The sequence below is a fragment of the Thioalkalivibrio sp. AKL19 genome, from assembly GCF_000420165.1.
In the GTDB taxonomy this organism is placed as follows: domain Bacteria; phylum Pseudomonadota; class Gammaproteobacteria; order Ectothiorhodospirales; family Ectothiorhodospiraceae; genus Thioalkalivibrio.
Window position 1 is genome coordinate 1 of sequence record NZ_ATUK01000002.1, and the last position, 25,645, is coordinate 25,645.

24 protein-coding genes and 1 pseudogene are annotated in these 25,645 nt (G+C 67.7%); 6 read left to right on the plus strand and 19 right to left on the minus strand.

Annotated elements, in window-relative coordinates; translation table 11 throughout:
* Nucleotides 1–154: 154 nt before the first annotated feature.
* The 9 genes from mnhG to F817_RS0100575 all read right to left on the minus strand — a co-directional run bounded on the left by mnhG (nucleotide 155) and on the right by F817_RS0100575 (nucleotide 8,218).
* Entirely contained in the window at nucleotides 155–550 is a 396-nt protein-coding gene (gene mnhG, locus F817_RS0100535) for a monovalent cation/H(+) antiporter subunit G (protein WP_024325812.1), read from the minus strand.
* Nucleotides 543–818, minus strand: coding sequence for a cation:proton antiporter (locus F817_RS0100540; RefSeq protein ID WP_024325813.1), 276 nt, complete (start codon nucleotides 816–818; stop codon nucleotides 543–545). Before F817_RS0100540 ends, mnhG begins: the two co-directional genes overlap by 8 nt.
* A 15-nt stretch (nucleotides 819–833) precedes the next feature.
* Nucleotides 834–1,307, minus strand: a complete 474-nt coding sequence (locus F817_RS0100545; RefSeq protein ID WP_024325814.1) for a Na+/H+ antiporter subunit E — start codon at nucleotides 1,305–1,307, stop codon at nucleotides 834–836.
* Nucleotides 1,304–2,803 (minus strand): Na+/H+ antiporter subunit D, encoded by a 1,500-nt coding sequence (locus tag F817_RS0100550; protein WP_024325815.1) that lies wholly within the window; start codon nucleotides 2,801–2,803, stop codon nucleotides 1,304–1,306. The genes F817_RS0100545 and F817_RS0100550 overlap by 4 nt, the downstream gene beginning before the upstream one ends.
* Nucleotides 2,800–3,147, minus strand: coding sequence for a Na+/H+ antiporter subunit C (locus F817_RS0100555; protein ID WP_024325816.1), 348 nt, complete (start codon nucleotides 3,145–3,147; stop codon nucleotides 2,800–2,802). The genes F817_RS0100550 and F817_RS0100555 overlap by 4 nt, the downstream gene beginning before the upstream one ends.
* Entirely contained in the window at nucleotides 3,147–3,572 is a 426-nt protein-coding gene (locus tag F817_RS0100560) for a Na+/H+ antiporter subunit B (protein WP_024325817.1), read from the minus strand. Before F817_RS0100560 ends, F817_RS0100555 begins: the two co-directional genes overlap by 1 nt.
* Nucleotides 3,569–5,869 (minus strand): putative monovalent cation/H+ antiporter subunit A, encoded by a 2,301-nt coding sequence (locus tag F817_RS0100565; protein ID WP_024325818.1) that lies wholly within the window; start codon nucleotides 5,867–5,869, stop codon nucleotides 3,569–3,571. The genes F817_RS0100560 and F817_RS0100565 overlap by 4 nt, the downstream gene beginning before the upstream one ends.
* A gap of 199 nt (nucleotides 5,870–6,068) precedes the next feature.
* A complete protein-coding gene (locus F817_RS0100570; RefSeq protein ID WP_024325819.1) occupies nucleotides 6,069–6,770 on the minus strand; it encodes a TIGR04211 family SH3 domain-containing protein in 702 nt (233 codons plus the stop codon).
* Nucleotides 6,771–6,880: 110 nt separating this feature from the next.
* Nucleotides 6,881–8,218, minus strand: coding sequence for a hypothetical protein (locus tag F817_RS0100575; protein WP_024325820.1), 1,338 nt, complete (start codon nucleotides 8,216–8,218; stop codon nucleotides 6,881–6,883).
* Between the two features lie 203 nt (nucleotides 8,219–8,421).
* Here F817_RS0100575 and F817_RS0100580 point away from each other — a divergent pair, with 203 nt between their 5' ends.
* Nucleotides 8,422–8,736 carry a hypothetical protein gene (locus F817_RS0100580; RefSeq protein ID WP_024325821.1) on the plus strand — a complete coding sequence of 105 codons (315 nt, stop codon included), beginning with the start codon at nucleotides 8,422–8,424 and terminating at the stop codon, nucleotides 8,734–8,736.
* Nucleotides 8,737–8,828: 92 nt separating this feature from the next.
* Nucleotides 8,829–9,341 carry a 3-hydroxyacyl-[acyl-carrier-protein] dehydratase FabA gene (gene fabA, locus F817_RS0100585; RefSeq protein WP_018866911.1) on the plus strand — a complete coding sequence of 171 codons (513 nt, stop codon included), beginning with the start codon at nucleotides 8,829–8,831 and terminating at the stop codon, nucleotides 9,339–9,341.
* Nucleotides 9,342–9,636: 295 nt separating this feature from the next.
* Here fabA and F817_RS14790 read toward each other — a convergent pair.
* The 3 genes and pseudogenes from F817_RS14790 to F817_RS0100595 form a co-directional block, all read right to left on the minus strand.
* Nucleotides 9,637–9,856: pseudogene (locus F817_RS14790) on the minus strand (hypothetical protein).
* Nucleotides 9,857–10,219: 363 nt separating this feature from the next.
* Nucleotides 10,220–11,815 carry a hypothetical protein gene (locus F817_RS0100590; protein ID WP_024325822.1) on the minus strand — a complete coding sequence of 532 codons (1,596 nt, stop codon included), beginning with the start codon at nucleotides 11,813–11,815 and terminating at the stop codon, nucleotides 10,220–10,222.
* A 13-nt stretch (nucleotides 11,816–11,828) separates the two neighbouring features.
* Nucleotides 11,829–12,413: a cytochrome b gene (locus tag F817_RS0100595; RefSeq protein ID WP_024325823.1), complete on the minus strand. Its 585-nt coding sequence runs from the start codon at nucleotides 12,411–12,413 to the stop codon at nucleotides 11,829–11,831.
* A 127-nt stretch (nucleotides 12,414–12,540) separates the two neighbouring features.
* Here F817_RS0100595 and F817_RS0100600 point away from each other — a divergent pair, with 127 nt between their 5' ends.
* From F817_RS0100600 to F817_RS0100620, 4 genes are all read left to right on the plus strand, one after another.
* A complete protein-coding gene (locus F817_RS0100600; RefSeq protein WP_024325824.1) occupies nucleotides 12,541–13,287 on the plus strand; it encodes an HAD family hydrolase in 747 nt (248 codons plus the stop codon).
* Between the two features lie 189 nt (nucleotides 13,288–13,476).
* Nucleotides 13,477–14,757, plus strand: coding sequence for a DNA repair exonuclease (locus F817_RS0100605; protein ID WP_024325825.1), 1,281 nt, complete (start codon nucleotides 13,477–13,479; stop codon nucleotides 14,755–14,757).
* A 7-nt stretch (nucleotides 14,758–14,764) separates the two neighbouring features.
* Nucleotides 14,765–18,217: an ATP-binding protein gene (locus F817_RS0100610; RefSeq protein WP_024325826.1), complete on the plus strand. Its 3,453-nt coding sequence runs from the start codon at nucleotides 14,765–14,767 to the stop codon at nucleotides 18,215–18,217.
* A gap of 477 nt (nucleotides 18,218–18,694) precedes the next feature.
* Nucleotides 18,695–19,555, plus strand: coding sequence for a PA4780 family RIO1-like protein kinase (locus F817_RS0100620; protein ID WP_024325827.1), 861 nt, complete (start codon nucleotides 18,695–18,697; stop codon nucleotides 19,553–19,555).
* A gap of 115 nt (nucleotides 19,556–19,670) precedes the next feature.
* On the opposite strand, the gene kdsB is transcribed toward F817_RS0100620, so the two are convergent.
* Genes kdsB through F817_RS0100655 form a run of 7 tightly spaced genes read right to left on the minus strand, consistent with a single transcriptional unit; the run spans nucleotide 19,671 to nucleotide 25,630 of the window.
* Entirely contained in the window at nucleotides 19,671–20,438 is a 768-nt protein-coding gene (gene kdsB / locus F817_RS0100625) for a 3-deoxy-manno-octulosonate cytidylyltransferase (protein WP_024325828.1), read from the minus strand.
* 8 nt (nucleotides 20,439–20,446) lie between these two features.
* The gene (locus F817_RS0100630; protein WP_024325829.1) at nucleotides 20,447–20,641 is read right to left on the minus strand and encodes a Trm112 family protein; all 195 of its coding nucleotides are present in this window, start codon (nucleotides 20,639–20,641) and stop codon (nucleotides 20,447–20,449) included.
* Between the two features lie 3 nt (nucleotides 20,642–20,644).
* On the minus strand, nucleotides 20,645–21,667 hold the full coding sequence (gene lpxK / locus F817_RS0100635; RefSeq protein ID WP_024325830.1) for a tetraacyldisaccharide 4'-kinase: 1,023 nt from the start codon (nucleotides 21,665–21,667) through the stop codon (nucleotides 20,645–20,647).
* A 2-nt stretch (nucleotides 21,668–21,669) separates the two neighbouring features.
* A complete protein-coding gene (locus F817_RS0100640; protein ID WP_024325831.1) occupies nucleotides 21,670–22,806 on the minus strand; it encodes a glycosyltransferase N-terminal domain-containing protein in 1,137 nt (378 codons plus the stop codon).
* Entirely contained in the window at nucleotides 22,796–24,577 is a 1,782-nt protein-coding gene (gene msbA / locus F817_RS0100645) for a lipid A export permease/ATP-binding protein MsbA (RefSeq protein WP_024325832.1), read from the minus strand. Before msbA ends, F817_RS0100640 begins: the two co-directional genes overlap by 11 nt.
* Nucleotides 24,567–24,995, minus strand: a complete 429-nt coding sequence (locus tag F817_RS0100650) for a biopolymer transporter ExbD (RefSeq protein ID WP_024325833.1) — start codon at nucleotides 24,993–24,995, stop codon at nucleotides 24,567–24,569. Before F817_RS0100650 ends, msbA begins: the two co-directional genes overlap by 11 nt.
* Nucleotides 24,992–25,630 (minus strand): MotA/TolQ/ExbB proton channel family protein, encoded by a 639-nt coding sequence (locus F817_RS0100655; protein ID WP_024325834.1) that lies wholly within the window; start codon nucleotides 25,628–25,630, stop codon nucleotides 24,992–24,994. The genes F817_RS0100650 and F817_RS0100655 overlap by 4 nt, the downstream gene beginning before the upstream one ends.
* Nucleotides 25,631–25,645: the final 15 nt, after the last annotated feature.

Below are 25,645 nucleotides of genomic sequence, written 5' to 3' on the forward strand. Positions count from 1 at the left end.
TCCAGCATCGCTCCCTCCCGTGTCCTTCCTGGCTCCACGCGAGACTACGATGCCCTTCAGCGGTCGAACACCTCCCCGGTATCCTTCGATGAACTTTTTTTGTGGGCTCCGGTTCCGCCCTGGATGCGGCGCGAGCGCAGACCCCGGCACCGCCTCAGGAGCGCGGTGCGTCGTCCTCGGAGCGCTCCCGCATCTCGGGAGGCGACTCCAGGGTGTGGGTCTTCTCGTCATAGCGGCCCTTCAGTTCGTCGGTCTTGCTGTGCTCCCACAGCGGCACGCCGACGAAGTATCCGGCGCGGCCGATCGCGTGCGCGGCCACCGGCGCGGTCAGCAACAGGAAGCCGATGACCGCCACCGCGCGGGTGGTCACCCCACCATCGCCGAAGTACACGGCCACCCCGACCATCATCAGACCGGCCCCCAGTACCCCCGCCTTGGTCGTGGCATGCAGGCGCATCGGCAGGTCGGGCATGCGCACCAGGCCCAGCGCCGCGACCACCATGAACGCGGCACCCACCACCAGAAACAGGCCAGTAAAGAACTCAGTCATCGTCGCGGTGCCCCCCTTTCTCCAGATAGCGGGCAAAGCCGACCGCAGCGAGGAACGCGGTCAGCGCCAGCACCATGGCCACATCAATAAACGGCGTCCGCCCGCTGGACACTACATACACCGCGATGAAGCCGATGGTCAGCGACGCGATCAACTCCAGCGCGACCACGCGATCCGGCAGCGTCGGCCCCAGATACAGCCGCCAGAAGCCCAGCAGCAGTGCGATACTCAGCAGCACGTTGGCAGCAATGATGGCGATATCGAACATCTGCATCCCCTGCGGCTAGCGCAGGACCTCCAGGGCACGGTGTTCCAGGTACTTGATCGAGCGAATCACCTCGTCCCGGTCCTCGATGTACATCACGTGGATGTACAGCACTTTCTTGTCCGTGGACACGTCCAGGCTCAGCGTCCCCGGGGTCAGCGAGATCAGGTTGGCGACAATGGTGATCTCGCCATCGGTCTCGGCATCCAGCGGGAACGCGATTACGCCTGGCACCATGTGGTGGGTCGGCGTCATCACGTCATACGCCACCTTCAGATTGGACAGGAACAGCTCCCACAGGAAGTAGCCAATGAACGCAATGAACTTCGGCACCCGCCGCGCGTAACTGGAAAAACCCGGTTTGTCACGCAGCGCAAAGGCCAGCAGCACATAGCCGAGGAAGAACCCCACCAGCAGATTGCCGGTGGTGAAGGTTCCGGTCAGGAAGACCCAGATCAGGGCCAGCGCGATATTCCAGGTCAAGGCGATCATTGCCGCGTCTCTCCCAGCACGGCCTCGATGTACTGCGACGGATCCAGCAGCTGCTCGGCCGACATCAAAGCCATCTGGTAGATCGGCTCGCCGTACAGACCGATAGCGACGGTCATCAGGGCCAGCATGATGACCGGGATCCACATCCAGATCATCGGGCCGGAAGTCACGTCATCCGTCTCCACCCCTTCCGGTTGCGCCTTCCAGAACACCTCGGCCCAGATCTTGATCATCGAGTACAGCGTCAGCAGGCCCACCACCAGCGCGACCGCCACCGCCCAGTACGCCTCCGCCTCGATACCGGCGCGGATGATGATGAACTTGGCGAAGAACCCGGACAGCGGCGGCAACCCGGCCAGCGACAGCGCCGGAATCAGGAACAGCACACCCAGCATCGGATGCGTGCGGTAGATGCCCCCCATCTGCTTCAGCTCGTGGGTGCCCTTCATCACGAAGGTGATCCCGCTGATCAGGAACAGATTCGCCTTCACGATGATGTGGTGCATGATGTAGAACACCCCGCCGACCAGCGCCAGCGGCGTGAACAGCGCCAGCCCCATGATCATGTAGCCGATCTGGCTGATGATGTGGAACGACAGGATGCGCCGGAATTCGTAGTGCGCCGCCGCCCCGAGCACGCCGGTCAGCATGGTCGCGGCCGCGACCCACAGCAGGATCTCGTGGGTATAGTCCACGTCCTGATTGAAGATCAGCGTGAACACGCGATACAGCGCGTACACACCGACCTTGGTCAGCAGGCCCGCGAACAGCGCGGAGACGGCGACCTTGGGCGTGTGATAGGAGGCCGGCAGCCAGAAAAAGAACGGAAACGCCGCCGCCTTCACCCCGAATGCGACCAGGTACAGCATCGCAATCACGGTGATCAGACCGGTGTCCTCCACCGTAGACAACTTGTCGCCGATGTCCGCCATGTTCAGCGTACCGGTCAGACCATAGGTCAGGCCGATCGCGGTCAGGAAGATCATCGACGACAGCAGGTTCAGGGTGACGTACTTGATCGCCCCCTCCATCTGCGCGCGCTCCCCGCCCAGGATCAGCAGCGCGAAGGAGGCGACCAGCATCACCTCGAACCACACGTAGAGGTTGAAGATATCGCCGGTCAGGAAGGCGCCGTTCACACCGGCCAGCAGCAGGTGCAGCAACGGGTAGTAGCCGAACTTCTCCGACATCTTGCCGATGCCGGAGAGCGAATAGAGCGCGGTGGCAAAGCCGATGATGCCGGTCAGCACGACCATGATCGCGGCCAGCATGTCCGAGACCAGCACGATGCCGAACGGAGCGGGCCAGGAGCCCATCTCCATCACCACGTGCCCGTGCTCCCAGGTATCGGCCAGCAACCAGACGCTGACGGCCAGCATCGCACCGGTGCCCAGCACGCCGAGCGAGCGCTGCGCGAAATGCGAGCGCCAGAACATCACCGACAGCGCGCCGAACAGCAGCGGCAGCACGACCGGAAGGGCCACCGACATCATCATCGATCGGTATCCTTCATCTGGTCCATGTCATCCGCCTGCACCACCTCATAGGCGCGGTGGATCAGCACCACGGCGAACGCCAGCACCCCGAAGCCAATGACGATCGCGGTCAGCACCACGGCCTGCGCCAGGGGGTCGGCCGCGATCCCCTCGGGCACCGTGTCCCCGGGCGAGATCAGTGGCGGCGCGCCCGACATCATGCCGGCCACGGTGAAGATCAGCAGGTTGGCAGCATTCGACAGCAGCACCAGCCCGATCACCAGCTTCACGATCGAGCGGCGCAGCATCATGTAGATGGCCGCGGCGTAGAGGCCGCCGACCACGAAGGCCATGACGACTTCCATTATTCCTCCGCCTCCGCGAGGTTCAGCATGATGGTCAGCACCGAGCCGATCACCACCAGATACACGCCGATGTCGAAGATCAGCACGGTGGAGAGCTTCATCTCGCCGAACAGGGGCGCGGTGAACTCCCACCACTGGGCGGTAAAGAAGGCCTGACCGCGGAAAACCCCGGGAATGGCGCTGATCACGGCCAGCACCATGCCGGTGCCGAGCACGTCGCGCGGATCCACCCGCAGCACCTTGCGCGCCGACTGGATGTCCATCGAAAACAGGTACAGCACGATGGCCGCGGCCGCGACCAGCCCGCCGATGAACCCGCCGCCCGGCTCGTCATGGCCGCGCAGCAGCAGGAACACGGAAAACAGCAGCAGCAGCGGCAGCAGGAAATGCCCCGCCGTGCGCAGGATCAGGGAGTGCATGTTCATCGGCGGTCCTCCGCGCGGAAACGCAGCATCGCGTACACCCCGATCGCCGCCAGCGCGAGCACGAAGATCTCGCCCAGGGTATCCAGCGCGCGGAAGTCCACCAGCACCACGTTGACGATATTGCGGCCATAACCGGAGGGCACCGACTCGTCGATGAAGTACTGCGAGATCGAGGGGAACAAGCGCGCATCCAGAGTGCTCAGGATCAGCAGTGTGATCATCCCGCCCATCACCAGCGCGATACCGGCATCGCGCACGCGCAGCGCCTTGGATGACAGGTTCAGGAAGCCCGGCAGGCGGAACAGCACCAGCACCAACAGGATCACGGTCAGGGTCTCGACCAGCACCTGGGTAATGCCGACATCGGCGGCGCTGTAGAGCACGTAGACCAGCGCCACGGTAAAGCCCATTGAACCGAGGGCCACCACCGCCCCCAGGCGCGAGCGGGTCAGCACCGCGAACAGCATGGAGGCGACCAGGATCGCCAGGATCGCGATCTCGTGGATCTGCAGCGCGGCCCAGTCGACCTGCCCGACACCCACGTCGAACAACTGCGCCGTCACGCCGACCAGGCCCGCGGTCATCGCGACGATCACGATCACGTAGTAGCGCAGGTAGCCGTTCTGCAACACGCGAGTCTGCCATTCGGACAGTGCCACCAGGCCGTCCATCATCTTGAAGTAGCCCTTCTCCGGCCCGTATTCGGCGGCGCGGTCCACCCATGCCAGCGCGCGGCGCGCCTGTTCCCAGCGCCAGTACAGGACACCACCGGCCACCAGGCTGAACGCGGAGATCGCCAGCGGCCAGTTAAGCCCGTGCCACAACGCCAGATAGCCGTCCACCGGCGTGCCCTGCACACTGGCCGCCGCGGCGTTGATCAGGCCCTCGTCCGCCAACCCCGGCCCGAGACCGAAGATCAGGCCCAGGCTCGCGAGCACCGCCGGACCGGCGAGCATCGCCACCGGGGCGTCATGGTGCGGCGTCTTCGGCGTATCCACCTTCGCCCCAAACCAGGGGCGGATACCGACGATCGCGGCCACCGCGACCCCGAGGATCGCGGTCAGCACCGCCAGCAGGGCGAGGATGCCGCCCAGGCTTGGTGCGTCAAGCACCGCCTCCAGCATCAGTTCCTTCGCAACAAAACCGAACAACGGGATGACCCCGCCCAGCGACAGTGCCGCGAGGATCGCGAACGCCGCCGTCACCGGGAGCGCGCTGCGCAGCCCCCCGGTCTGCAGGAAGTCCTTCGCCCCGGCCTCGTGGTCGAGGATGCCGGCGACCAGGAACAGCGCGCCCTTGTACAGCGAATGCGCCAGGAGGAAGGCCATCGCCGCCATCAATGCGGTCTCGGTGCCGATCCCGATCAGCATGGTCAGCGTGCCCAGTGCCATCACGGTGGAGTACGCCAGCACCTTCTTCACGCCGGTCGAGCGGAAGGCCAGGAAGACCCCGGTGAACATGGTCACCGCGCCGAACAGTGCCAGCGTGGTGAACCAGATATCGGTCCCCCCCAGCGAGGGATTCAGGCGCGCCATCAGGTACACGCCTGCTTTCACCATGGTGGCCGAGTGGAGGTAGGCGGAGACCGGCGTCGGCGCGGCCATCGCGCGCGGCAGCCAGAAGTGGAACGGGACCTGGGCCGACTTGGTGAATGCCCCGAGCAGAATCAGGATCAGCAATGGCAGGTAAAGCGCGTGCTCGCGCACCACGTCGCCATTGTTGAGGATCTCGGACAGCTCCCAGGAACCACCGGCCATCGCCAGCATGATGATCCCGGCCAGCAGCGCCAGGCCGCCGCCCACGGTGACGAACAGGCCCTGCAACGCGTATTTCCGCGCGTCCAAGTTCTCGTGGTTGTAGCCGATCAGCAGGTAGGACGTGATGCTGGTCAGCTCCCAGAACACGAACATCGCGACCAGGTTGTCCGCCAGCACCAGCCCCAGCATGGAGCCCATGAAGGCGAGGATGATCACGTAGAAACGCCCGAGGTCGCGATCGCCCTCGAGGTAGCGCCCGGCATAGGTGACGATGAAGAAGCCGATGCCCGAGATCAGCAGCGCGAACAGCAGCGAAAGGCCATCCACCAGGAACGAGAGCTGGATATCCAGCCCGGGCAGCCACGGCCAGGCCAGCACGATGGACTCGCCGCTGGAGACCGCCGGCAGGAAGCTGAGGAAATAGACGAACAGCGCCGCCGGCAGCAGACCCAGCACCCAGCCACTGGTACGGCCGCTCAGGCGGTGGACCGCGGGGGCAAACGCCGCGACCAGGAACGTTGACAGAATCGCGTAGAGCATCCGGCCAGCTCAGTCCTTTTGGTTCCGGGCCATATACGCGACCGGTCGCCGCGCGTGTAGGGTTCTACTAGCCCCGCTCGAGTTGGATCGGCACATCTTGGTGCAACCCCGGATCGAACGGTCGCGGAAGCCTACCGACTCGGGTGGGACCGCGCAAGAAACACGATGTTCCTCGGAACGATCCTTGGCGAAATGTCGGTCAGACCCAGTCGCTGCGGCGTCGGCGCGTCGGGATACGAGTCAGGATGATGCCCAGGATCACGGAACCCACCGTCACCAGCGCCCCGGTCATGAACCACTTGCGCTGGCTGTCTGCCTGCATCACCTCGACCTGGCGACGGTACTCGTCGGCGGAGTCACGCGCCTCGATCAGCTCCTGCTCCAGGCGCCGGTTCTCGCGCTGGATCTCCTGCGGGCGCTCGGCAATGTCACGCAATTCTTCCAGCTCCGCCTCCATGTCCGTGATCTGTGCCTGGAGCTCATCGCGCTCGGTGGTCAGTTCGTTGCGCCGATCCAGCAGTTCCGCGATCCGACCCTCCTGGTCATCCGCGCCGGAGCGGATCTCGGCAAGTTCGGCCTCGACCTCCGCCAGGCGTTCGCGGGAATGCGGCTCGTCCTGCAGGTAGCGCGTCAGGATCCAGGCCTCGTTGCCGCTGGGCAGACGCACCCGGCTCCAGCCGTCACCGGACTGCTCCATCACCGTGACCGGCTGCCCCGCACGCACCGCACTCACGATACGGTTCTGATTCGACGGACCACCGCGAACCCCGACCTCGAGTTCCTCGCTGACGTATCGTGTCTGCTGCGCGGCCGCACCCGTCCAGGCCACCATCAGCAACCCGCCCAGGATCAGCACCACCGCACGCATCGGCCACCCATTCATCGTCATGTCTGCTGCCATCTCTTGATTCGTCCGGGAACAACGGCGCTGCATTCTACAGCGGTACAGGCCGGGCGCGCGCCGGGCCGCGCCAGGGGTTGATGCAGTTCACATAACGCCCGGCGGATACCTCACATGAACTGCTCGCGCACCGCGCGCGCCGGGAACGTGACCAGGTCAAAGGCCACCGGCAACAACCGCCGGATCTGGACCGCGGTCACCGCCAGCAGGTACAGGGTTCCGGCCAGCACCGCGAGGAACAGGCTGACAAGCCCGCCCAGCATCACGCGGGTCGCCTGCAGCACACCCACCAGCCAGATCGGGGCCAGCGCTACGATCAGGGGGATGACCAGCCCGAGAACCGCGCCCACCGACTGTTCGAACAGATCCAGCGTCGCCGGGGGCGCGGCATCCCCGCCGGCCAGCAGGGTATCCACCAGCTCCCGCCGGTACGCCACCCATTCCAGATGATACCCGCCAAAACCCGACACCAGTGCGACCATGGCCAGTGCGACCGCGGCCACTACCACGAGGCCACGGCGCACACCCTCGCTCCCGTCCATCAGGGCCTGTGGCAGGAGCCGCGAGACCCCCCGGGCCTCGGCCAGCAACCAGCCGCAGACCGCCGCGACCCCGAGCAGGAGTGCGATCACCAGGTCCGGAAAGGCCACGCCGCCGGTCTCCATCGACCCCGGCAACTGCGCCCCCAGGGCCGGGTCGAACAACCCCTGGTACACGATCACCGCGACCCCGGTCAGGACCAGCCCGGCCGCGCCCAGCAGCCACTGGCTGCCGGCCTGGGCATACGCCGGCAACTGACGCCGGGCCGGATGGTCGCGGCTCTCGCAACGGGCCAGGCCGTTGTCCAGGCGCTCGCCCTGGCGCTGCAGGTCCGCCAGCCGCCGGTGCACCTGCTCCAGCCGCCCGGTGAGTTCGTGCAGCGGAGCCTCCAGACGACGACGGGCCGACAACAAGCCGCGCGCCATCTGCCGATGCTCCTCCATGCCCAGCCGGGCGATCCGCAGGACCGTCTCCTGCATGTCCTGCGCCAGGCGCTGCCCCTGCGGGCTATCGCTGACCGGTGTACGAACCAGGGCCTCAAGTCGGCTGACCCAGCCCGGCTCGGCGGAAAGCCGCCCCTCGTCGCGGCCGTAGGCGTCCTCCAGCTGCCGCAACGTCTCTTGGACCTGCTGGCGCAAATCGGGGATCTCGGCCAGGTCGTGGCCGACCAGGCGGGCATAGCGACGTTCCAGGGCATGGACCGCGACATGGACGCGTTCGGCCTCCAGCCGCGCCAGATGCGCATGGTGCCAGCGCAGGGTCGCATCGCGCAGATGCAGGACCTGGCGGCGCAGGGCACAGACCAGGCGGGTCAGCCCGCCCGTCACGCCCACCAGCAACCGGCGCAATGGCCGTCGCGCCAGGTCCAGCACCACGATCGCGACACCAACCCCCAGTACCCACAGCAATACAGTGACGGCCACGACTACCCCTTGCTTGTTGTTCTTTGAGGCATGGTCCGTGCCCGCCGCGTCCGGCGCAACTCCGGGCGCGAGAAACCCGCTGCACCATTATGTCGAATCGTTCCGGTTTCTGCCGCTGGACGCAGGGACCGCTCTCAAGTTTGACCGGCCCACGCCGATACCCCGGTTAAATCCCCGGAGACCTCGCGATGCTCAGCCTCGACCTCCTGCCGACCCCCACGCCGGCCCGCACCGAGAACCCCGCCTGGCTGGACGCCGGCTTTACCGCCGGCTGGCTTCCGGCCTTCCGCCACCGTCGCACCGGCGAAGTCCATGCCAGCCACCTGGAAGACGGCCGCCTGGCCTGCACCCACATCCTGGACACGGTCCCCGCGCCCTGGGTCGCCGAGCGTGACGGTCAGGGGCGCCCCGGTGCCCTGATCGCCGACATTCAGGCCGGCTACCTGCGCGGCGATCGCTTCTTCACCCTCGCGGAACTGCTACGGTATCCGTCCGACGCCTGACGACCGGCCGGTCAGCGTCACCACGCCCGCCGCAATTGCTTTTGCGCGCGGGTTTCGGTCCAATACCGGCCTTTTCCCCGAGCGGCGCTCCCATGCAGAAGAACCAGTACGATCGCGACGAACTCCTGGCCTGTGGCTACGGCAACATGTTCGGCCCGGGCAACGCCCAGTTGCCGGTCCCCAACATGCTGATGATGGACCGCGTCCTGGAGATCAACAGCGACGGCGGCCAGTACGGCAAGGGCGAGATGATCGCCGAACTGGATATCAACCCCGACCTCTGGTTCTTCGCCTGCCACTTTCCCGGTGACCCGGTCATGCCCGGCTGCCTCGGCCTCGACGCGATGTGGCAGCTGGTTGGCTTCTACCTGGCCTGGCTCGGCAACCCGGGCCGCGGTCGCGCCCTGGGCGTGGGCGAGGTCAAGTTTACCGGCCAGGTTCTGCCCACCGCGAAGAAGGTCACCTACCACATCGACATGAAACGGGTGATCTCGCGCAAGCTGGTCCTCGGCATCGGCGACGGCATCGTCAAGGTCGACGGCCGCCCGATCTACGAGGCCCATGACCTCCGCGTCGGCCTGTTCACCTCCACCGAAAACTTCTAGACCCACCGGCTTCCGCCATCGCCTGCCTGGTAGAGGCTGGTCCTGGATCGTCGTTCGATGTTTACGGTGGCTCCGGTCCGCCGCCTGCCGGTTGCTGGCTGGCCCTGGTTCGGCGCTCGGTGTTTACGTGCCTTCGTCCGGCCGCCTGCCACGCGCTCTCTCGCGAGCGCACCGCGAGGTACTTTCTTGCTTGCCCAAGAAAGTGCCCAAAGAAGGGCACCCGGATTCCGCCCGGGAACCTTGCTCCAGGGCCCTCGGGCCGGCGGCGCTGAACTCGCTGCGCCTGCGGCTCCGCTCAGACATCCAGCGCCCCGAATTTGTAGAAAACGGGCCGGCCCGAGAACCCTTCCGCAAGGGGCTCCATACGGGAGGGGAAGGTCAAAACCGACCGTATCCCACGCTTCCGCCTGACCAAAGGCACAGCCATCCGAAAGCCCCAGCGCCCGCTCCGCGGGCGCGGCACGCAACGGCCGCAGGCCGAGCGTGCCGAAGATGCTCGAAGACCTAGCCATCATCCACTGGCAAGAACATGGGGATAGCCGTTGTTTGGACCTGCCTCCCCGTTGTCGTCGCGCCGAGTGGAGAGGCTTTTCGCGGGATTCAAGGCGCTGGATGTCTGAGCGGAGCCGCAGGCGCAGCGAGTTCAGCGCCGCCCGCGAAAAGCCTCGGAGCGAGGGAAACCCCGGCCCGCACAGCGGGCCGGGGTCGCGGCAGTCGGGCGTGTTTCTTGGGTACTTCTTTGCACGAGCAAAGAAGTACCTCGCGGTGCGCTCGCGAGAGAGCGCCTGGCAGGCGGCCGGACAGAAGCCACCGTAAACACCAGACGATTAACCAGGCCCGGCCATTCGGCTCGAGAAACCGCGACAGTCACCACTCGATCAGTCCTTTCCGGGCGCCCCGCCAAATGCATCGCGCAGCCAGCCACGCAGGGCATCGAAGCCATGTTCCGCCTGCTCCGAAGGCGGCTGCATCCCCGGCACGAAGCCGCGCGCCCGGAACGGCTCCAGTAATTCCGGATCGCCCGAGATCACGTGAACCGGTACCGCCCAGCTCGCGTCCTGACCGGTAATCAGCGCGGCCGCCGGGTGATCGCCCAGCATGAAGAACAGCGTTTCCTCGTCGGCAAACCGGGCGGCGTAGGCCCCGGTGACCTCAAGCGAGTAGCGCACCGACTCCGCGTAGTACTCGCGCACGCGACCAAAGTCCCGCCACAGCGTCTCCGGCGCGGGCCCCTGGTCGGCCCACTGGTCAAAGATCGCGCCATCCCCGATCGCATCCCAGTCCTCCAGCACCGGCAGGATCGGCGTCCAGGGCGCATGCGAACTGACCAGCGCCAGCATCGCGAAGACCGGGTCTTCCGACCTAGCGCGCACCTCGCGCTCGAAGAACGACCAGGTGTACTGATCCGGCATGGTCACCCAGAAAAACGGCGGGCCGGCGTAGTCGAAGTCGTGCTTGTCCACGATCCGGTCCCAGCCGAACCACCGGCCCTCCGGCCAGTCGAGCTGGATCGCCGGCGCGAGCATGGCCGTGCGGTGCCCGGTCGTCTGGAAATCCTGCACCAGGGTATCGCGGGGCTCGGCCTGCAACGCGTCGTAGTGCCCGGCGTAGCGGACCTGCAGACCCGACAGCAGCGAGGCCTGCGCCAGCCACGACTGGCCGCCGGCAATCGGCGCCTCCAGCACCCCAGTCACCACGTGCAGGCCAGCGGCGTCGAGATCCTCGCCGATCGACTCGAGTCCCGGCACGATCACGGGCGCATAGCGCTCGTCGAAAACAGTGGAGACGCCATAGGACTCCACCAGGCCCAGAATCACGTCGACCCCGGCGAGCCCCGGCAGCGGCTGTGCCCCGGCCTGCTCGCGGCTTTGCTGCAGCCGCGCACGAAAGGCCCGGTTCTCCGCGATGGCCGCCTGCCCCGCCGTGATCTGCTGCTGCACCATGCCGGCCGCCGGCGCGACCGTTCCGGCGGGCGCCACGTCGCGCATGCCGGCGGCCGTACCCACCAGGCCAAACGCCAGGAGCCCAACGGCAAGGGGCAGCGGCACCCGCCGCGCGCCTGCGGCACGGCTGCCCAGTGCATACAGGCCCCGAGCCGCCCCCCAGATCACCACGATCAGCCCGGCGATCAGGACGATGGCCAGCAACACCGTGGCCAGCAAGTCGAGATTCCCGGTCACCAACTGGTACACCGCATCCAGCAGTATCCAGTCCTGGATCAGGTTGAGCGGCCGGGTCAGACTGGCCCGGGTCAGGGCATCGAACAACGCCAGCACCACCAGCGCCAGCAGGAGCCCGCCCGCCAGCCATGCCAACCCCCGCGCAAGCCGGCCCGCCGGCAGAAGCACGAACAGGCCCACCAGCAGCACGGCCTCCCAGGCCAGCCAGTACGGTGCGAGCCCCGCGTAGCGCGGGGTTTCCAGACCCAGCAGCACCGCATTCAGCGCAACAAGGGTCAGCAGCAATCGCAGCATCGGCGCCCCGGAATCAGCGCCGAGCCGAACCGAAGGTCATTCGCTGCATCACGCCATCCCGACGCACGCGCCAGTGGTAGAACGCCGCCGCGATATGCCCGAGCGCCAGGAACAAGATGGCCATCCCCAGCGCCTGGTGCCAGCCGAACAAGATCTCCGAGAGGGCTTCGTTGTCCGGGAAAAAGCCCGGCAGGATTAACGGCCCCAGTTGGACCGGATAGCCACCGGCCGCGGTCGCCCACCACCCGATCACGGGCATCACGATCAGCAGGACATACAGCAGTCCGTGCACCACCTCCGAGCCGATCCGCTGCCACCTGGCGATTGCCACCGCGTAGGGCGGCTTCCCGTGGCGCAGCCGCAGCCCGATGCGCACCAGCATCAGTGCCAGAATCAGCACCCCGAAGCTCTTGTGCCAGGTGTAAAGGGTGTTGGTCGCATCCTCGCCGAAGCGCGCCTGCAACCCCTCGAAACCGAACCAGCCAATCGTCCCGCCGAGACTCAGCGCGCCCAGCACCAATACCGCCACCAGCCAGTGCACCACCCGCTGGCCCCGGCTGTAACGCGGCCAGACACCGGAATCGTTGGTTGTTTGCATGTCGAAGACCTCCTCGTCGCTTCCTTCCCAGCGTAGCAGTCCACTCCGACGGCCGAACGCCGTGAGTACCCCCAAAGGTGTTATCCGAATGGTCGCGCCGTCGCAGTTCCACGCTACCCTTGTACGGATGAACCACGCACCCCGTCGCGAGCCTGTTCGACCTCGAGCGTTCGAACCCGGCCGTATCCGCTGTCTGACCTTCGACCTGGACGATACGCTGTGGCCGGTGATGCCGGTCATCCATCACGCCGAGGCGCGCTTCTACGCCTGGCTGCGCGAGCATGCCCCTGCGGTCTGCGAACGCTTTGATGCCGACTCCCTGATCCAGGCGCGCATGACCTTCATGCGCGCCGCCCCCGACCACGAGCGCCACGACCTGACCCGCCTGCGCAAGCGCTGGCTGCGCGAGTTGGCCGAGACCTGTGGCTGCTGCCCGGACCACCTTTCGAGCGAAGGCTTCCAGGTGTTCTGGGAGGCACGCAACGAGGTCACGCCCTATCCCGAAGCCGAAAGTGTGCTGACGACGCTGTCGCGTCACTTCCGCCTGGGCGCGATCAGTAACGGTAACGCGGATGTCTTTCGCACGCCCCTCGGGCAGTACTTCGACTTCGCCGTCGCCGCCGGCGAAGCGGGTGCGGCCAAGCCCGATCCGCATATCTTCGATCAGGCCCGCAAGCATGCGGGGATGGAGCCCGACGCCATCCTGCACGTCGGGGACGACAGCACGGCGGACGTCCTGGGCGCGCTGCAGGCCGGCTTCCGGGCCGCCTGGTTCAACCCGCAATCCCTCCCCTGGGAACACGGTCACCCCCGCCCCTGCCTGACCCTCGGCCGCCTCGGCCAGCTGCCCCGGCAACTCGGCATCGAAACCTGACCCGGCGCCGCCTTCTGTAGGAGGCCAGCCCTCTAGCCGATGGGGCGCTGGTAAGCCCCGCATCGGCCAGAGGGCTGGCCTCCTACAGGGGATACCCATTGGATGCGGGTCCATCCCATGCTCCGGGATTGGCTTTAGTCCGCGATTCTTCCAAACTGCGCCCATGATCCCGACCGCCTCCCCGCGTCCATGAAGCTCCTGTGCGTGGGCGACATCCATCTGGGCCGACAGCCGTCGCGCATCCCGCCCGCGGTGGACGAGGCGCTCGGCATCGTAAACCTCGGCCCGGCCGCTGCGTGGCGTCGCAGTGTCGACTACGCCGTGGAACAGGGCATCGACGCGGTGCTGCTGGCCGGCGACGTAGTCGAACAGGAGGACGACTTCTACGAGGCCTACCGTGACCTGAGGGCGGGCGTCGAGCGCCTGACCGAGGCGGGCATCCGGGTACTCGGCGTCGCCGGCAACCATGACGTCCAGGTCCTGCCACGGCTGGCCGAATCCCTGCCGGCCTTCGAGCTGCTGGGGGCCGGCGGGCAGTGGGAAACCCGCGAGCTGCGCGGCCATGATGATCAGCGTCTACGGATTGCGGGCTGGTCGTTCCCCGAAGCGCGCGTAACCACCAATCCGCTGGAAGGCGATTTCCCCGCCCCCACAGACTGCCCCACCGTCGGGCTGCTGCACTGTGATCGTGACCAGTCCCGCAGCCCGCACGCCCCCGTACGCAGCAGCGATCTGGACGCCGCCCCGGTCGAGGCCTGGCTGCTGGGCCATATCCACCGCCCCGATCCACTCGCCGCGCCCCGGCCGATGGGCTATCTGGGCTCCCTGAGCGGCATGGATCCGGGCGAGCCCGGCCGCCATGGCCCCTGGTGTCTCGAGATCACCCCGGGCGGCGACCTCGCGATCGAGCAGATTCCATTGGCACCGCTGTACTGGCATACCCTCGAGATCGCCGTGGATGGCCTGCAGCAAGCGGCCGATATCCACCGGCGGGTGACCGAGGCCCTGGAAGCCCTCCATACCGAGCTGGAGACCTGGAGCCACAGACCTGCGGCCGTCGGCTGCCGCCTGCGCTTTACCGGGCGCAGCGATCAGCGCCACGCGCTGGAGCGCAGCCTGCACGCCGACGACCCGCGCACCACACCGCAGGACCTCGGCGGCCGTTTGTATTTCGTCCACGACTGGCGCCTGGAGGCCCTGCCCGCCCTGGATCTGGCGGAACTCGCCGCGGGCAGCGATCCCGCCGCATTGCTGGCCCGCAAGCTGCAGTTGCTGCAAGGCCCGGATAACGCGGCCCGCAGCGAACTCCTGGAGAAGGCCCGCGACCCGCTCGCCCAAGTGATTCATGACCCGCGCTATCGCGCCCTCGCCCCCGACGTCCCGGATGACGAGGCGATCGCCCGCCACCTGGAAGCGGCCGCCCTGCACGCCCTTGACCGGCTGCTGCTCCAGCGCGAGAGCGAAGCGTGAGGGCCGCATGAGACTGGACTCACTGGATATCGTCCGTCTGCCGGGCATCCATCCGGGGTTCCGCCTGGACGCCCTGGGGCCGGGCGTGAACGTGGCCATCGGGCCCAACGCGTCCGGAAAATCGAGCCTGGTGCGCGCCTTGCGAGCCGCCCTGTATACCCAGGAACTGCGCCAGACCGGAGTCCACATCGAGGCGACCTTCGTCGATGCCCAGGGCCCGTTACAGGCCCATCGGCTGGGGACCGACTTGTCCTGGTCCCGCAACGGCGAACGCGTCGAAGCGCCCCCGCTGCCGGATCATCGCTTCATCGACTGCTACACCCTGCGCATCGAGGACCTGCTGAACGCCGACCACGGCACCGAGCAGGAGATCGGCCTGCGTCTGGCCCGCGAACTGGCCGGCGGCTACGACCTGCCCGCCCTGCGCGACGATCCCGCACTGAGCCTGAAGACGACCCATGCCCGCAGCGAGTCTCAGGCGCTGACGGCCACGGAACAGGAACTGCGCGAGCGCCGTCAGCAGCAACGCGGCCTGCAGCACGACGAACAGCGCCTGACCGACCTGAAAGCGCAACGCCAGCAGACCCAGCGCGCCGCCCACGAGGCCGATCAGTACGCACGCGCCCTGGACCTGCTGGGGGCCCGCCGCGAACACCGGGATCTGGAGACCCGGATGGCGGCCTTGCCTCCCGGCCTGGAGGCACTCCGTGGCGACGAACTGCAACGCCTCGCCCCGCTCCAGGACGAGTTGCGGCGCCTGGAACACGAACAACAACAGGCCCGTGAACGCCTGGAGGACGCCCGTCAGCGCCGCGAGGAAGCTGGCCTGGCGGACTCCGAGCTGCATACGGATTCCGTGGACGATCAACGCCCCGTGGCACGCAGGCTGCTGGAGCTGGAGAGGGGGCTGGAACAGGCGACGAGCGAGCTGCACGCGGCGCAGGCAACACTGCGCCAGGCAACCGAAGAACTGGGGGGCACGCCAGAGGCGGCTCCAGCCCTGGACCCCGCCACGCTCCACGGGGTGGAACAGTCCCTGGAGACCCTGCGCGGGCTGCAGGCCGGCATCACGCAACGGGAAGACGAACTCGCCTCCCTGCCTCCGACCGAGGACGCCCTGCCCACCCCCGACACACTGCGCCGCGGCCGCGACGAGCTGCTGCACTGGCTGGGGTCTCCGCTCCCCGCCCCCTGGACCGGCCTGCGCCGGTTCGCCGCCGGGATCGCCCTGCTCGCGGCGAGCGGCGCCATTGGCACCGCGGCGGTGCTGGTACACCCCGCCTTCGCCGTACTCGCGCTCCCGGTCGCCTGGGGCGCCTACATCGCCGCTCGTCCGGCGACCGACCGCATACCCCGCGAGGCGGCCAAGGCACGCTTCCGCGATACCGGTCTGGAGCCGCCCACGGACTGGGAGACCGACGCGGTCCGCGAGCGCCTGGCCCACCTGGAGCGCGACCTGGAAGCTGCGGAGGCCGCGCGACGAACGGCGGAGCGCCGCGCTCGACTCGGACGCGAACTGCAAGAGCGGCGCGCCGCCCGCGACCGGGAAGAGGCGCGCCTGAGTGACATTGCCAAGCAGGTCGGCTTCGACCCCGCCTGCATGGATGCCTCGCTGCAACGCTGGATCCACCTGACCGCGAACCATGACCGGGCCCGCCAGGCCGTGAACACCGCACGGGCAGAGCAGGAACGCCTGACAGCCGAGCTGGAGGCGACCCGGGCACCCGTCATGGCCTTTCTCGCCCGGTATGCCGCGGCCCCTCCGGACCCCGCCCCTTCGGCGGATACCCTGGCTCAGCGCCTGGACCGTCTCGCCGCCCGGCTGCAGACGCGGGACACCGCGCAGCGCGAGGAAAAGGCCGCCCAGCGCGAACTCGAACGCCTGCAAGCGGACACGAACCGCACGCGAGAGCAGATCGCCGCGCTGTACGCAGCGGCCGGCCTGGAGAACGACGATGAATCGACCCTGCGCGAGAGGCTGCGCCTATGGCCCGACTGGCAGGAACTGAGCGTGCAACTGGGTAATGTGCGCGAACGCGAGCGCGAACGCCGCCGCCACCTCGAGGACCGCCCGGACTTGCTGGAGGCGGTCGAGGCCGATGCCACGGAGCCCCTGGAATCGCAACTTCAGACCCTGCGCGACCAGGCGGCGGACCGCGACCGACTGAGCGAGGAGATCGCCCGCATCGAAGCGGCCATCGACCGCGCCGGCCATGAACGCCAGCTGGAATCCGCCCGCGCCCGCCGCGAACTCGCCCGCGACGCCCTGAGCGAGCGCCTCGACCAGGCCCTGTTTGCCACGGCCGGAAACTTTCTGCTGGACCAGGTCGAGATGGAACACGAACAGGCGGTGCAGCCTGCGGCCCTGCGTCAGGCCCGGGAGTGGTTCCAGCGCTTCACTCGCCATCAATACGAACTTCAGTTCTCGCCCCATGCCACGGCCCGATTCAGCGCCCGCGAGACCGCCAGCGGGGCGACCCGCGCGCTCACCGAACTCTCCAGCGGGACGCGGATGCAGCTTCTGCTCGCCGTACGCATCGCCTTTGCGCTGGAGGCCGAGCGCGGCCGCAGCGCGCTCCCGCTCATCCTCGACGAGGCGCTGGGCACGGCGGACCCGGACCGCTTCCGGGCGGTGGCCGAAAGCCTGCAGGCACTGGCCCACGAGGCCGGCCGACAGGTCTTCTACCTGACCGCCCAGCCCGAAGATGCCCGTTACTGGCAGGCACAGGACTCCAGCGTCGAGATCATCGACCTGGCCGCACGCCGCTGGGGACAGCAAACGCTGGGGAGCCCCGAACAGCTGACCCTTCCGGAAACCGAACCGGTACCCGCCCCCGGCAACGATTCGCCCGAGGACTACGCCCAGCGGATCGGAGGCGTCCCGCTGATCGCCCCCTGGCAGGACCCGGCCGGCATCCATCTGTTTCACCTGCTGCGCGACCGTCTGGAGCTGTTGCAGCGCCTGCTGGAGCTGAGAGTGGATCGCCTGGGCGCGCTGGAGTCCCTGCTGCAAGGCCCCGCCGACTCCCTGCTGGACCACGCGGAACGCCAGATGCTTCAGGCCCGTAGCGAGGCCGCCCGCGCCTGGATTCGCGCCTGGCGCCAGGGTCGCGGCCGCCCGGTGGACCGCGCGGCCCTGGAGGCCTCCGAGGCGGTCAGTGCGACCTTCATCGACGCCGTCTCCGACCTGGCGAGCCAGCTGAATGGCGACGGCCAACAGCTCCTTGGCGAACTGGAGAACGGTACGGTCAAGCGCTTCCAGACCAGCGCCCGCGAACGGCTGTCCGAATGGCTCACCGACAACGGCTATATCGACCCGAACCCGGTCTTGACCGAAACCGAACTCGAACACCGCGCCATCGCGACCCTGAAACCACACCACACCACACCGGAGCGGGCCGTCACCGAAGGCCAGGCCCTGGCCCGCGCCCTGCAAGCCGGCTTGCACCCGCCCGCCTGAACGGCACGGAGACGAAAACTCCGGGCGCCGCCTTGCGCTGCTGCGTGCGCTCCCCCCTGCGGCGATGTTTCGGTGCTATTGTGGAGAGACAACGCTTCGTGACCCCGCCTCGCTGGCGACACCCCGATGGAGACCCTGCTGCCCTATGGCCAAACCGAACTACCAATACGAAAAGCGCCAGCGCGAGCTGAAGAAAGCCGCCAAGCAGGAAGAAAAACGCCAGCAGAAACGGGCACGCAATCAGTCGGATGACCCGTCCGGCGCCCCAGAGGACCCACCCCATGAAGACCATGGATCGTAAGCGCGACAGCAAGAAGAAGGCCGAAAAGACACTGATGGAGAAACGCGCCGCCAAGGCGGAGAAGCGCAAGCCCAAGGTCTTTCTGCCCTGACCCAACCATTTCGGAACGCACGACGCCGGCCTCCGGGGTTCTCCCCAGGTCGGCGTCTTTCGTTTCGCCAACCCCGTACGCGCTCATGAAAATCCCCAAGATGCTCCAGCCGCTGGTCGAAGACGGCGTCATTGATACCGTCCTCGGGCAGCTGCAAAGCGGCAAGGAGGCGAACATCTACCTCGTCCGCAGCGGGGGTGCGACACGCTGTGCCAAGGCGTACAAGGAAGCCAAGCATCGCGGCTTCCACAAACTGGCCGAGTATCAGGAAGGCCGCAAGGTCCGCGGCAGCCGCGATGCGCGGGCCATGGCCCGACGTGGGCGTCACGGCCGCGAGGTCGAGGAGACCCAGTGGAAGAACGCGGAAGTCGAGGCGCTCTACCGCCTTGCCGACGCGGGCGTTCGAGTGCCCGTCCCCTACGGCGTATTCGACCGCGTCCTGTTGATGGAACTGGTGCTGGACGCCGAAGGCAACACCGCACCCCAGCTGCACGAAGTCGAACTGGACCTCGAGACGGCTCGCACCTGGTTCGCATTCATGATCCGCCAGATCCAGCGCATGCTGTGCGCCGGCCTGATCCATGGGGACCTGTCCGAGTACAACGTGCTGGTGGACGCGCACGGGCCCGTCATCATCGACCTCCCCCAGGCCGTCAACGCCGCCGGCAACAACAACGCATTCCGCATGCTGCAGCGGGACGTGAACAACATGCGCGCAACCTTCGGCCGCGTGGACCCCACGCTGCTGGAGACGCAGTACGCCCACGAGATGTGGGACCTGTTCGCCAACGGTGACCTGACGCCGGAAACACCCCTGACGGGGCACTTCGAGCACAGCGAAGAGACCCCCGACGTGGACGGGGTGCTCGACGAGATCGAGGATGCGCGACTGGAGCACGAGGCCTTGCTGGCCGCCCTCGACCCGACCCACCCCGACAACCAATAGGCGACTGGGTGCGTGATCCCCGAACCCGGTCCTGACGGAACCGGAATCTCCGCAACGATCCCTTCACCTGCGAGCTGGCGTCCGCGCAGGCGAGCGGTAGAGGCCCGATTGCGCGTTACACGCGGGCCGTGCCCGAAAGAAAGGCGTCCACGCGGTCCAGGTCCTCGGGGGTATCGACGCCGGGCGGATGGGCCTCGGGGCGGCGCCCGACCTGGATCCAGGCACCCATGTCCAGGGCGCGTAATTGTTCCAGTTGTTCCAGCCGCTCCAGCGCCGACGGCGGCTCGGCACTCATGCGCCGCAGGAAACCGGCCCGGTAGGCATACAGCCCCAGGTGACGGGTGGCCTGCTCCAGCGCCGGCGCCTGCCCGGCACGCCGGGCCTCGCGGTCCCAGGGAATGGGCGCACGGGAGAAGTACAGGGCCCGCCCGTTGCGGTCCGTCACCAGCTTGACCTGGTTGGGGTCCGCCAGGTCCTGCGCGCAGCGGATCGGGACACCCAGCGTGGCCATGTCCGCCTGCAGGTTCTGTTCCAGCAGGGCCGCCAGGTCGTTCAGCAGCGGCCCCGGGGTTAGCGGCTCGTCGCCCTGCAGGTTGACCACGATAGACTCGTCGCCCCAGCCCTCGGACGCGGCGACTGCGGCAATGCGGTCGGTACCCGAGGGCAGCGCAGGGTCGGTAAGGAAGGCATCGGCCCCGCACTGGCGCGCCACGTCGAGGATGCGCTCGTCATCCCCGGCCACGATCACACGCCGCGCGGCGCTCTCCTGGGCACGACTGATTACGTGCGCGATCAACGGGCGCCCGGCCACCGCGGCCAGCGGCTTGTCCGGCAGCCGGCTGGAGGCCATGCGGGCCGGGATCACCACGACAAAGCCCGTCATGTGGACGCTCAGACCTCGCGCCAGCGTTCCTTCTCGTCCTCGGAGAGGACCCGCGCCTCATCCTCGAGCATCACCGGGATGTCATCGCGGATCGGGTAGGCGAGGCCGGCGGAGACCGAGATCAACTCCTGATTCTCGCGATCGTACTTGAGCGGACCCTTGGTGACCGGGCAGACCAGAATATCGAGCAGACGCTTGTCCATGCATTACCCCAGGTGTTTGAGCCGGCTGACGGTTTCCAGACGCGCGAGCAGTGCCGGCTCGAAAGTGGTTGGCAACCGGGCCGCGATCGGCCAGTACCAATGATTATCCTGCGCAAACGACCGGCATTTTACGGCATCCTTCTCCGTCATCAGAACCGGCAATTCGTCGTCGAACCGGATCTGGTGCGGCAGGAAGCGGTGATGGTCCGGAAACGGATGCCGGATGATACCGATCTTCGCCTCCTCCAGGGTACGGAAAAAGCGCTCCGGGTCGGCGATTCCGGCAATGGCGTGGGCGTCGCGCCGGGCAAAGCGGTGGGGCTTGCGCGCCTCCTCGGCCCCGTCGACCCGCTGCAGGCGGCTCGCCGGGACCAGTTCCATCGGAATCTCGCCGGGTTCCGGCTCGCCACCGGTCACGATGACGAAGTCGGCCCGCTCGCGGGCCCGCCTGGGCTCCCGCAGCGGGCCCGCCGGCAGGCAAAGCCCGTTCCCGAACCGGCGTCTCCCGTCGACCATCAGGATGGTGATGTCGCGTGGCAGCCGGTGGTGCTGCATGCCGTCGTCGGCGATCACCACATCGACACCCTGATCGGTCAGGGCTCGCGCGCCGCGCACCCGGTCACGGTCCACCTGCACCGGCACGCCTGTACGCCGCGCGATCAGCAACGGCTCATCACCCACCACGACCGGGTCCGAATCGGCCGTCACCGCAATCCCGGCGACGTCCCCGCGTCCCCCGTAGCCGCGGCTGACGATCCCCGGCCGATAGCCGGCCGCGCGCAGACGCTTCGCCAGCCAGACCGTCATCGGGGTCTTCCCGCTACCGCCCAGTGTCAGGTTGCCCACCACGATTACGGCCTTCGCCGGAATGGCGATCTCGCGCCGCAACTGCTCCTGGCGCTGGCGATTCCACTCGGCCAGACCGGCATAGATCAGCGACAGGGGAAACATCGCGGCCGCGAACGGTCCGCGATGGTTCCACTGGTCCCAGAACCGGGCACTGAGCCATGCCTGTAGCGAGCCCATGGCTACCAGTCCCAGACCTGCTGCAGAACGGAATCGAAGTTCGCGTCCACCTGCCGCCGCTCCTCCCAGAAACGCCGGCGTGCCGCATCGCCCTGCTGGCGCCGAGCCGCCGGATCGTCGCGCAGACCCTGCCAGGCCTCCAGCACCGCGGCGGGTTCGTCCAGCACCGGACAGGGCACCGCGGCGGCCGGCGTCTCGCCCAGGCTCACCGCGGCCCCGCCGGCCAGGCCCTGCCACAGGGCCTGGCGATCCGGCGCAGCCAGATGCACCGCGTGGGCCGCGCTGGCCGCGGCGGCAAACCAGCGCCGGTCATCCAGATGCAGGATCGTCCCTGGTTCCAGTGCCGAGCGATCCCAGCTCGAGACCGCGAGATCCGCGTCCGGCAGTTCGGCCGCCCCCGCATCCTCGCGCAGGCTCGCCAGCAGGATGTCACTGCGCCCGAATCCGGAGGCCTCCCAGGCCGCACGCCATGCGGGCCACTGCCCCGTCGTGCCATGCCACCACCACAGGCGCTCCACCTCGCCACCGACCAGCGAACGCAGGACCACATCGGCCTGGGCCTCGACGAAGCGCGCCTGTGGATCGGCCGGCAACAGCCCCTGCGCGAACGCCCCTTCCGGCCACAGCGCCGCGGCCGGCGGATCAACCGGCCAGTGGCGCACCACGGGGCGCACGGCCCGCGTCGGCGGCGCCGAGTTGACCGCAATCACCGGGACTTCGGCCGCCTGCAGCAGGTTCGCGGGCGCGCGGCCACCGGCGAGCAGGATGCCGTGGGGCTGGAAACGCCGGAGCACCCGGCGCACCACGCGCGGCCGGTCGCAGGGGCCATAGCCCACGCCCACCTTGCGGAACGCCTGCATGTGGCGCTCGAAGAGTTCCGGGTAATCCTGCTCGAAGGTCAGGACGATACGCACGTCGTGGCGCTTGTCGCGCACCGCGCCAAGCAGCTCGATCCCCAGGCGCACGTCCTCGGGGCTGCCGCCGGCCTTGATCCAGATCAGCCGCCCGCGATCATCAGGCGGCGTGAGAAAGCCCCGGCGAGCCCGCGCCCGACTCCCGTTCCCGTGGCGGTAGTCCCGCCAGGTCGCGCGCCAGACCGGGAGCGGACGATCCCCGTAGCCCCGGGCATCAACCGCCATCCCCCACCTCCTCGCGGAACTGGAGACGGTGCAGATGCGTGTAGACCCCGCTGCGGGCAATCAACTCGTCGTGGCGCCCGCTCTCGACAATACGTCCATTGTCCATCACCAGGATGCGGTCGGCGCCTTCGACCGTGGACAGGCGGTGAGCGATCACCAGGGTCGTTCGGGTACTCACCAGCGCATCCAGGGCCGCCTGCACCTGACGTTCGGACTCGTTGTCCAGCGCGGAGGTCGCCTCGTCGAGGATCAGGATCGGGGCATCACGGAGCAGCGCACGGGCGATCGCCAGGCGCTGGCGCTGCCCGCCGGACAGCCGGGTTCCGTTTTCTCCCACCAGCGTCCCCATGCCCTGCGGGAGCCGGTCGATGAATTCCAGTGCATGCGCCGCCCGCGCCGCCTCGCGGATCTCGGCCTCGGTCGCCTCGGGCCGCCCGTAGGCGATATTGGCCGCGACGGTATCCGCGAACAGGGTAACGTTCTGGCCCACGTAGGCGATCTGCCGCCTCAAATCGCGCAAGCGGATGGTCTCGAGGTCGTGGCCATCCAGCAGGATCCGCCCCTCGGTGGGGTGATAGAACCGCGGCAGCAGATTGACCAGTGTAGTCTTGCCACTGCCCGAGCGGCCCACCAGGGCCACGTTCTCGCCCGGCTTCACCTCGAAGGAGATGGACTTCAGCACGTCCGGGCCCTCCGGACTGTAGCGGAACGCCACCTTCTCGAAGACCAGCTGACCCTCGGCACGGTGCAGCGGTACGTGACCCATATCGCGCTCCGGGGTCTCGTCCAGAACCGCGAAGATGTTCTGCCCCGCCGCGATCCCGCGCTGCAGGGTCGCGTTGATCATCGACAGCCGGCGGATTGGGCTCAGCAGCAGCAACATCGCGGTCAGGAAAGAGACGAAGGTCCCGGCTGTCACGGTGTCATCGCCGAAATCCGAGGTCGCCACCCAGATCACGAAGGCCAGCACCGCCGCCACCAGGAACTGGATGGTCGGGGTATAGGCGGCCTTGATGCCCTCCATGCGCATGTGCAGCCGTCGGTTACGCTCGTTGATGTCCTCGAAGCGCCCGCGCTCGTAGGTCTCGCCGCCGAAGATGCGCACCACCCGGTGCCCCTCGATCACCTCCTGGGTCACATGGGTCACGTCGCCCATGTTGTACTGCAGGCGATGCGAGATGCGCCGGAAATGCTTGGTCACCACCCGCACCAGGATGGCCATGACCGGCGCGATAACCAGGATGGTGAGCGTGAGACTCGGCGTCAGCCAGAACATCCACGCCAGCAGCGCGATGATGGTGAGGGTGTCCCGCACCAGCGTACTGAACCCGTCCGTGGCGGCCGTCGCCACCTGCTCGACGTTGTAGGTCACCCGCGAGATCAGTTCCCCACTGCTCTGTTCCTGAAAGCGCTGCACCGGCATGTGCAGCAGCCGGTCGAACAACTCCTCGCGCAGACGCTTGACCACCTGCCGGCCCACGTAACGCATCGCGTAGACGGAGCCGAACTCGGCCACGCCCCGGATCAGGAACAGCCCGATCAGCGCGACCGGAATCCACGGCACCAGCGGATGCCCCTCGCCTTCGGCGAAGGACTCGTCCATCAACGGCTTCATCAGCGCGGCGAAGCCGGCCTCGGTCGCCGCCATACCGAGCATCGCGACCGTAGCGATTGCCAGCAGCGGCCAATAGACAAAGGCGTAGCTCAGGAGGCGGCGATAGACCGTCCAGCCGGAGTCGAAGTGCTGCGGGTGCTGGGCCTCAGTCGTCATCGGCGCCGTCACCCAGGGTGGCGATGGAGACCGACGTGATCCCGAGGCGGCCGACCACGTCCAGCGCGCGCACCACGGACTGGTGGCTGGCATTGGCGTCGGCGCGGATCAGGACCGGGTCGTCCTCGCGGCCCTCGCGGGCCTCGGACAGTACCCGCTCCAGGGTCTCGGCGCGGCGGTTGATCAGCTCCTGGCCATTGATGAAGTAGTTGCCGTTGGCGTCCACGACGATGTCGATCCAGGCACGCTCCACCGCCTCGGCCTCGCGGTCGGCCGAGGGCAGGGTCAGTTCGATGTCCGCGTGCTGGTCGAAGGTGGTAGACACCATGAAGAAGATCAGCAGCAGGAACACCACATCGATCAGCGGCGTCAGGTTGACGCCCGGCTCTTCCTGGCGGCGCGGCGTACGGAAGTTCACGCCTTCGCCCCGCCCTCGGTCGCACCGGCCTCGCGCTCGCCATGGATCACCTCGACCAGCTTGGTGGCCTCCTGCTCCATCTCCAGCACCAGTTCGTCGATATGCCCGCGGAAGTAGCGATGAAAGGCCAGCGCGGGAATCGCCACGCCAATACCGGCGGCCGTGGTAATCAGCGCCTGGGAGATGCCGCCGGCGAGGTCGCGCGGGCTGCCAACGCCGATCTCGGTGATCACGGTGAACACCTCGATCATGCCGACCACGGTCCCCAGCAGGCCAAGCAGCGGGGTAATCATCGCGATCGTGCCCAGGGTGTTCATGTAGCGCTCGAGTTCATGGGCCACGCGGCGGCCCGCCTCCTCGATACTCTCCTGGGTGATCTGGCGGGCGCGGTCATGGGTCGCCAGGCCCGCGGCCAGGATCGCCCCCAGCGGGGAACCGGCACGCAGACGCTGGATGTCGTCCAGTTTGAGCCCCTGCGTACGCATCTGCTCCCACACCGAGGTCAGCAGGCGCGGCGGCACCACGCGCGACCGGCGAAGCGTCCACAGCCGCTCCAGCACGATGGCCACGGCCAGTACGGAACACAGCAGGATCGGCAGCATCAGCCACCCGCCCGCTTGTACGATCTCCAGCATGCAATTCCCCCTCAG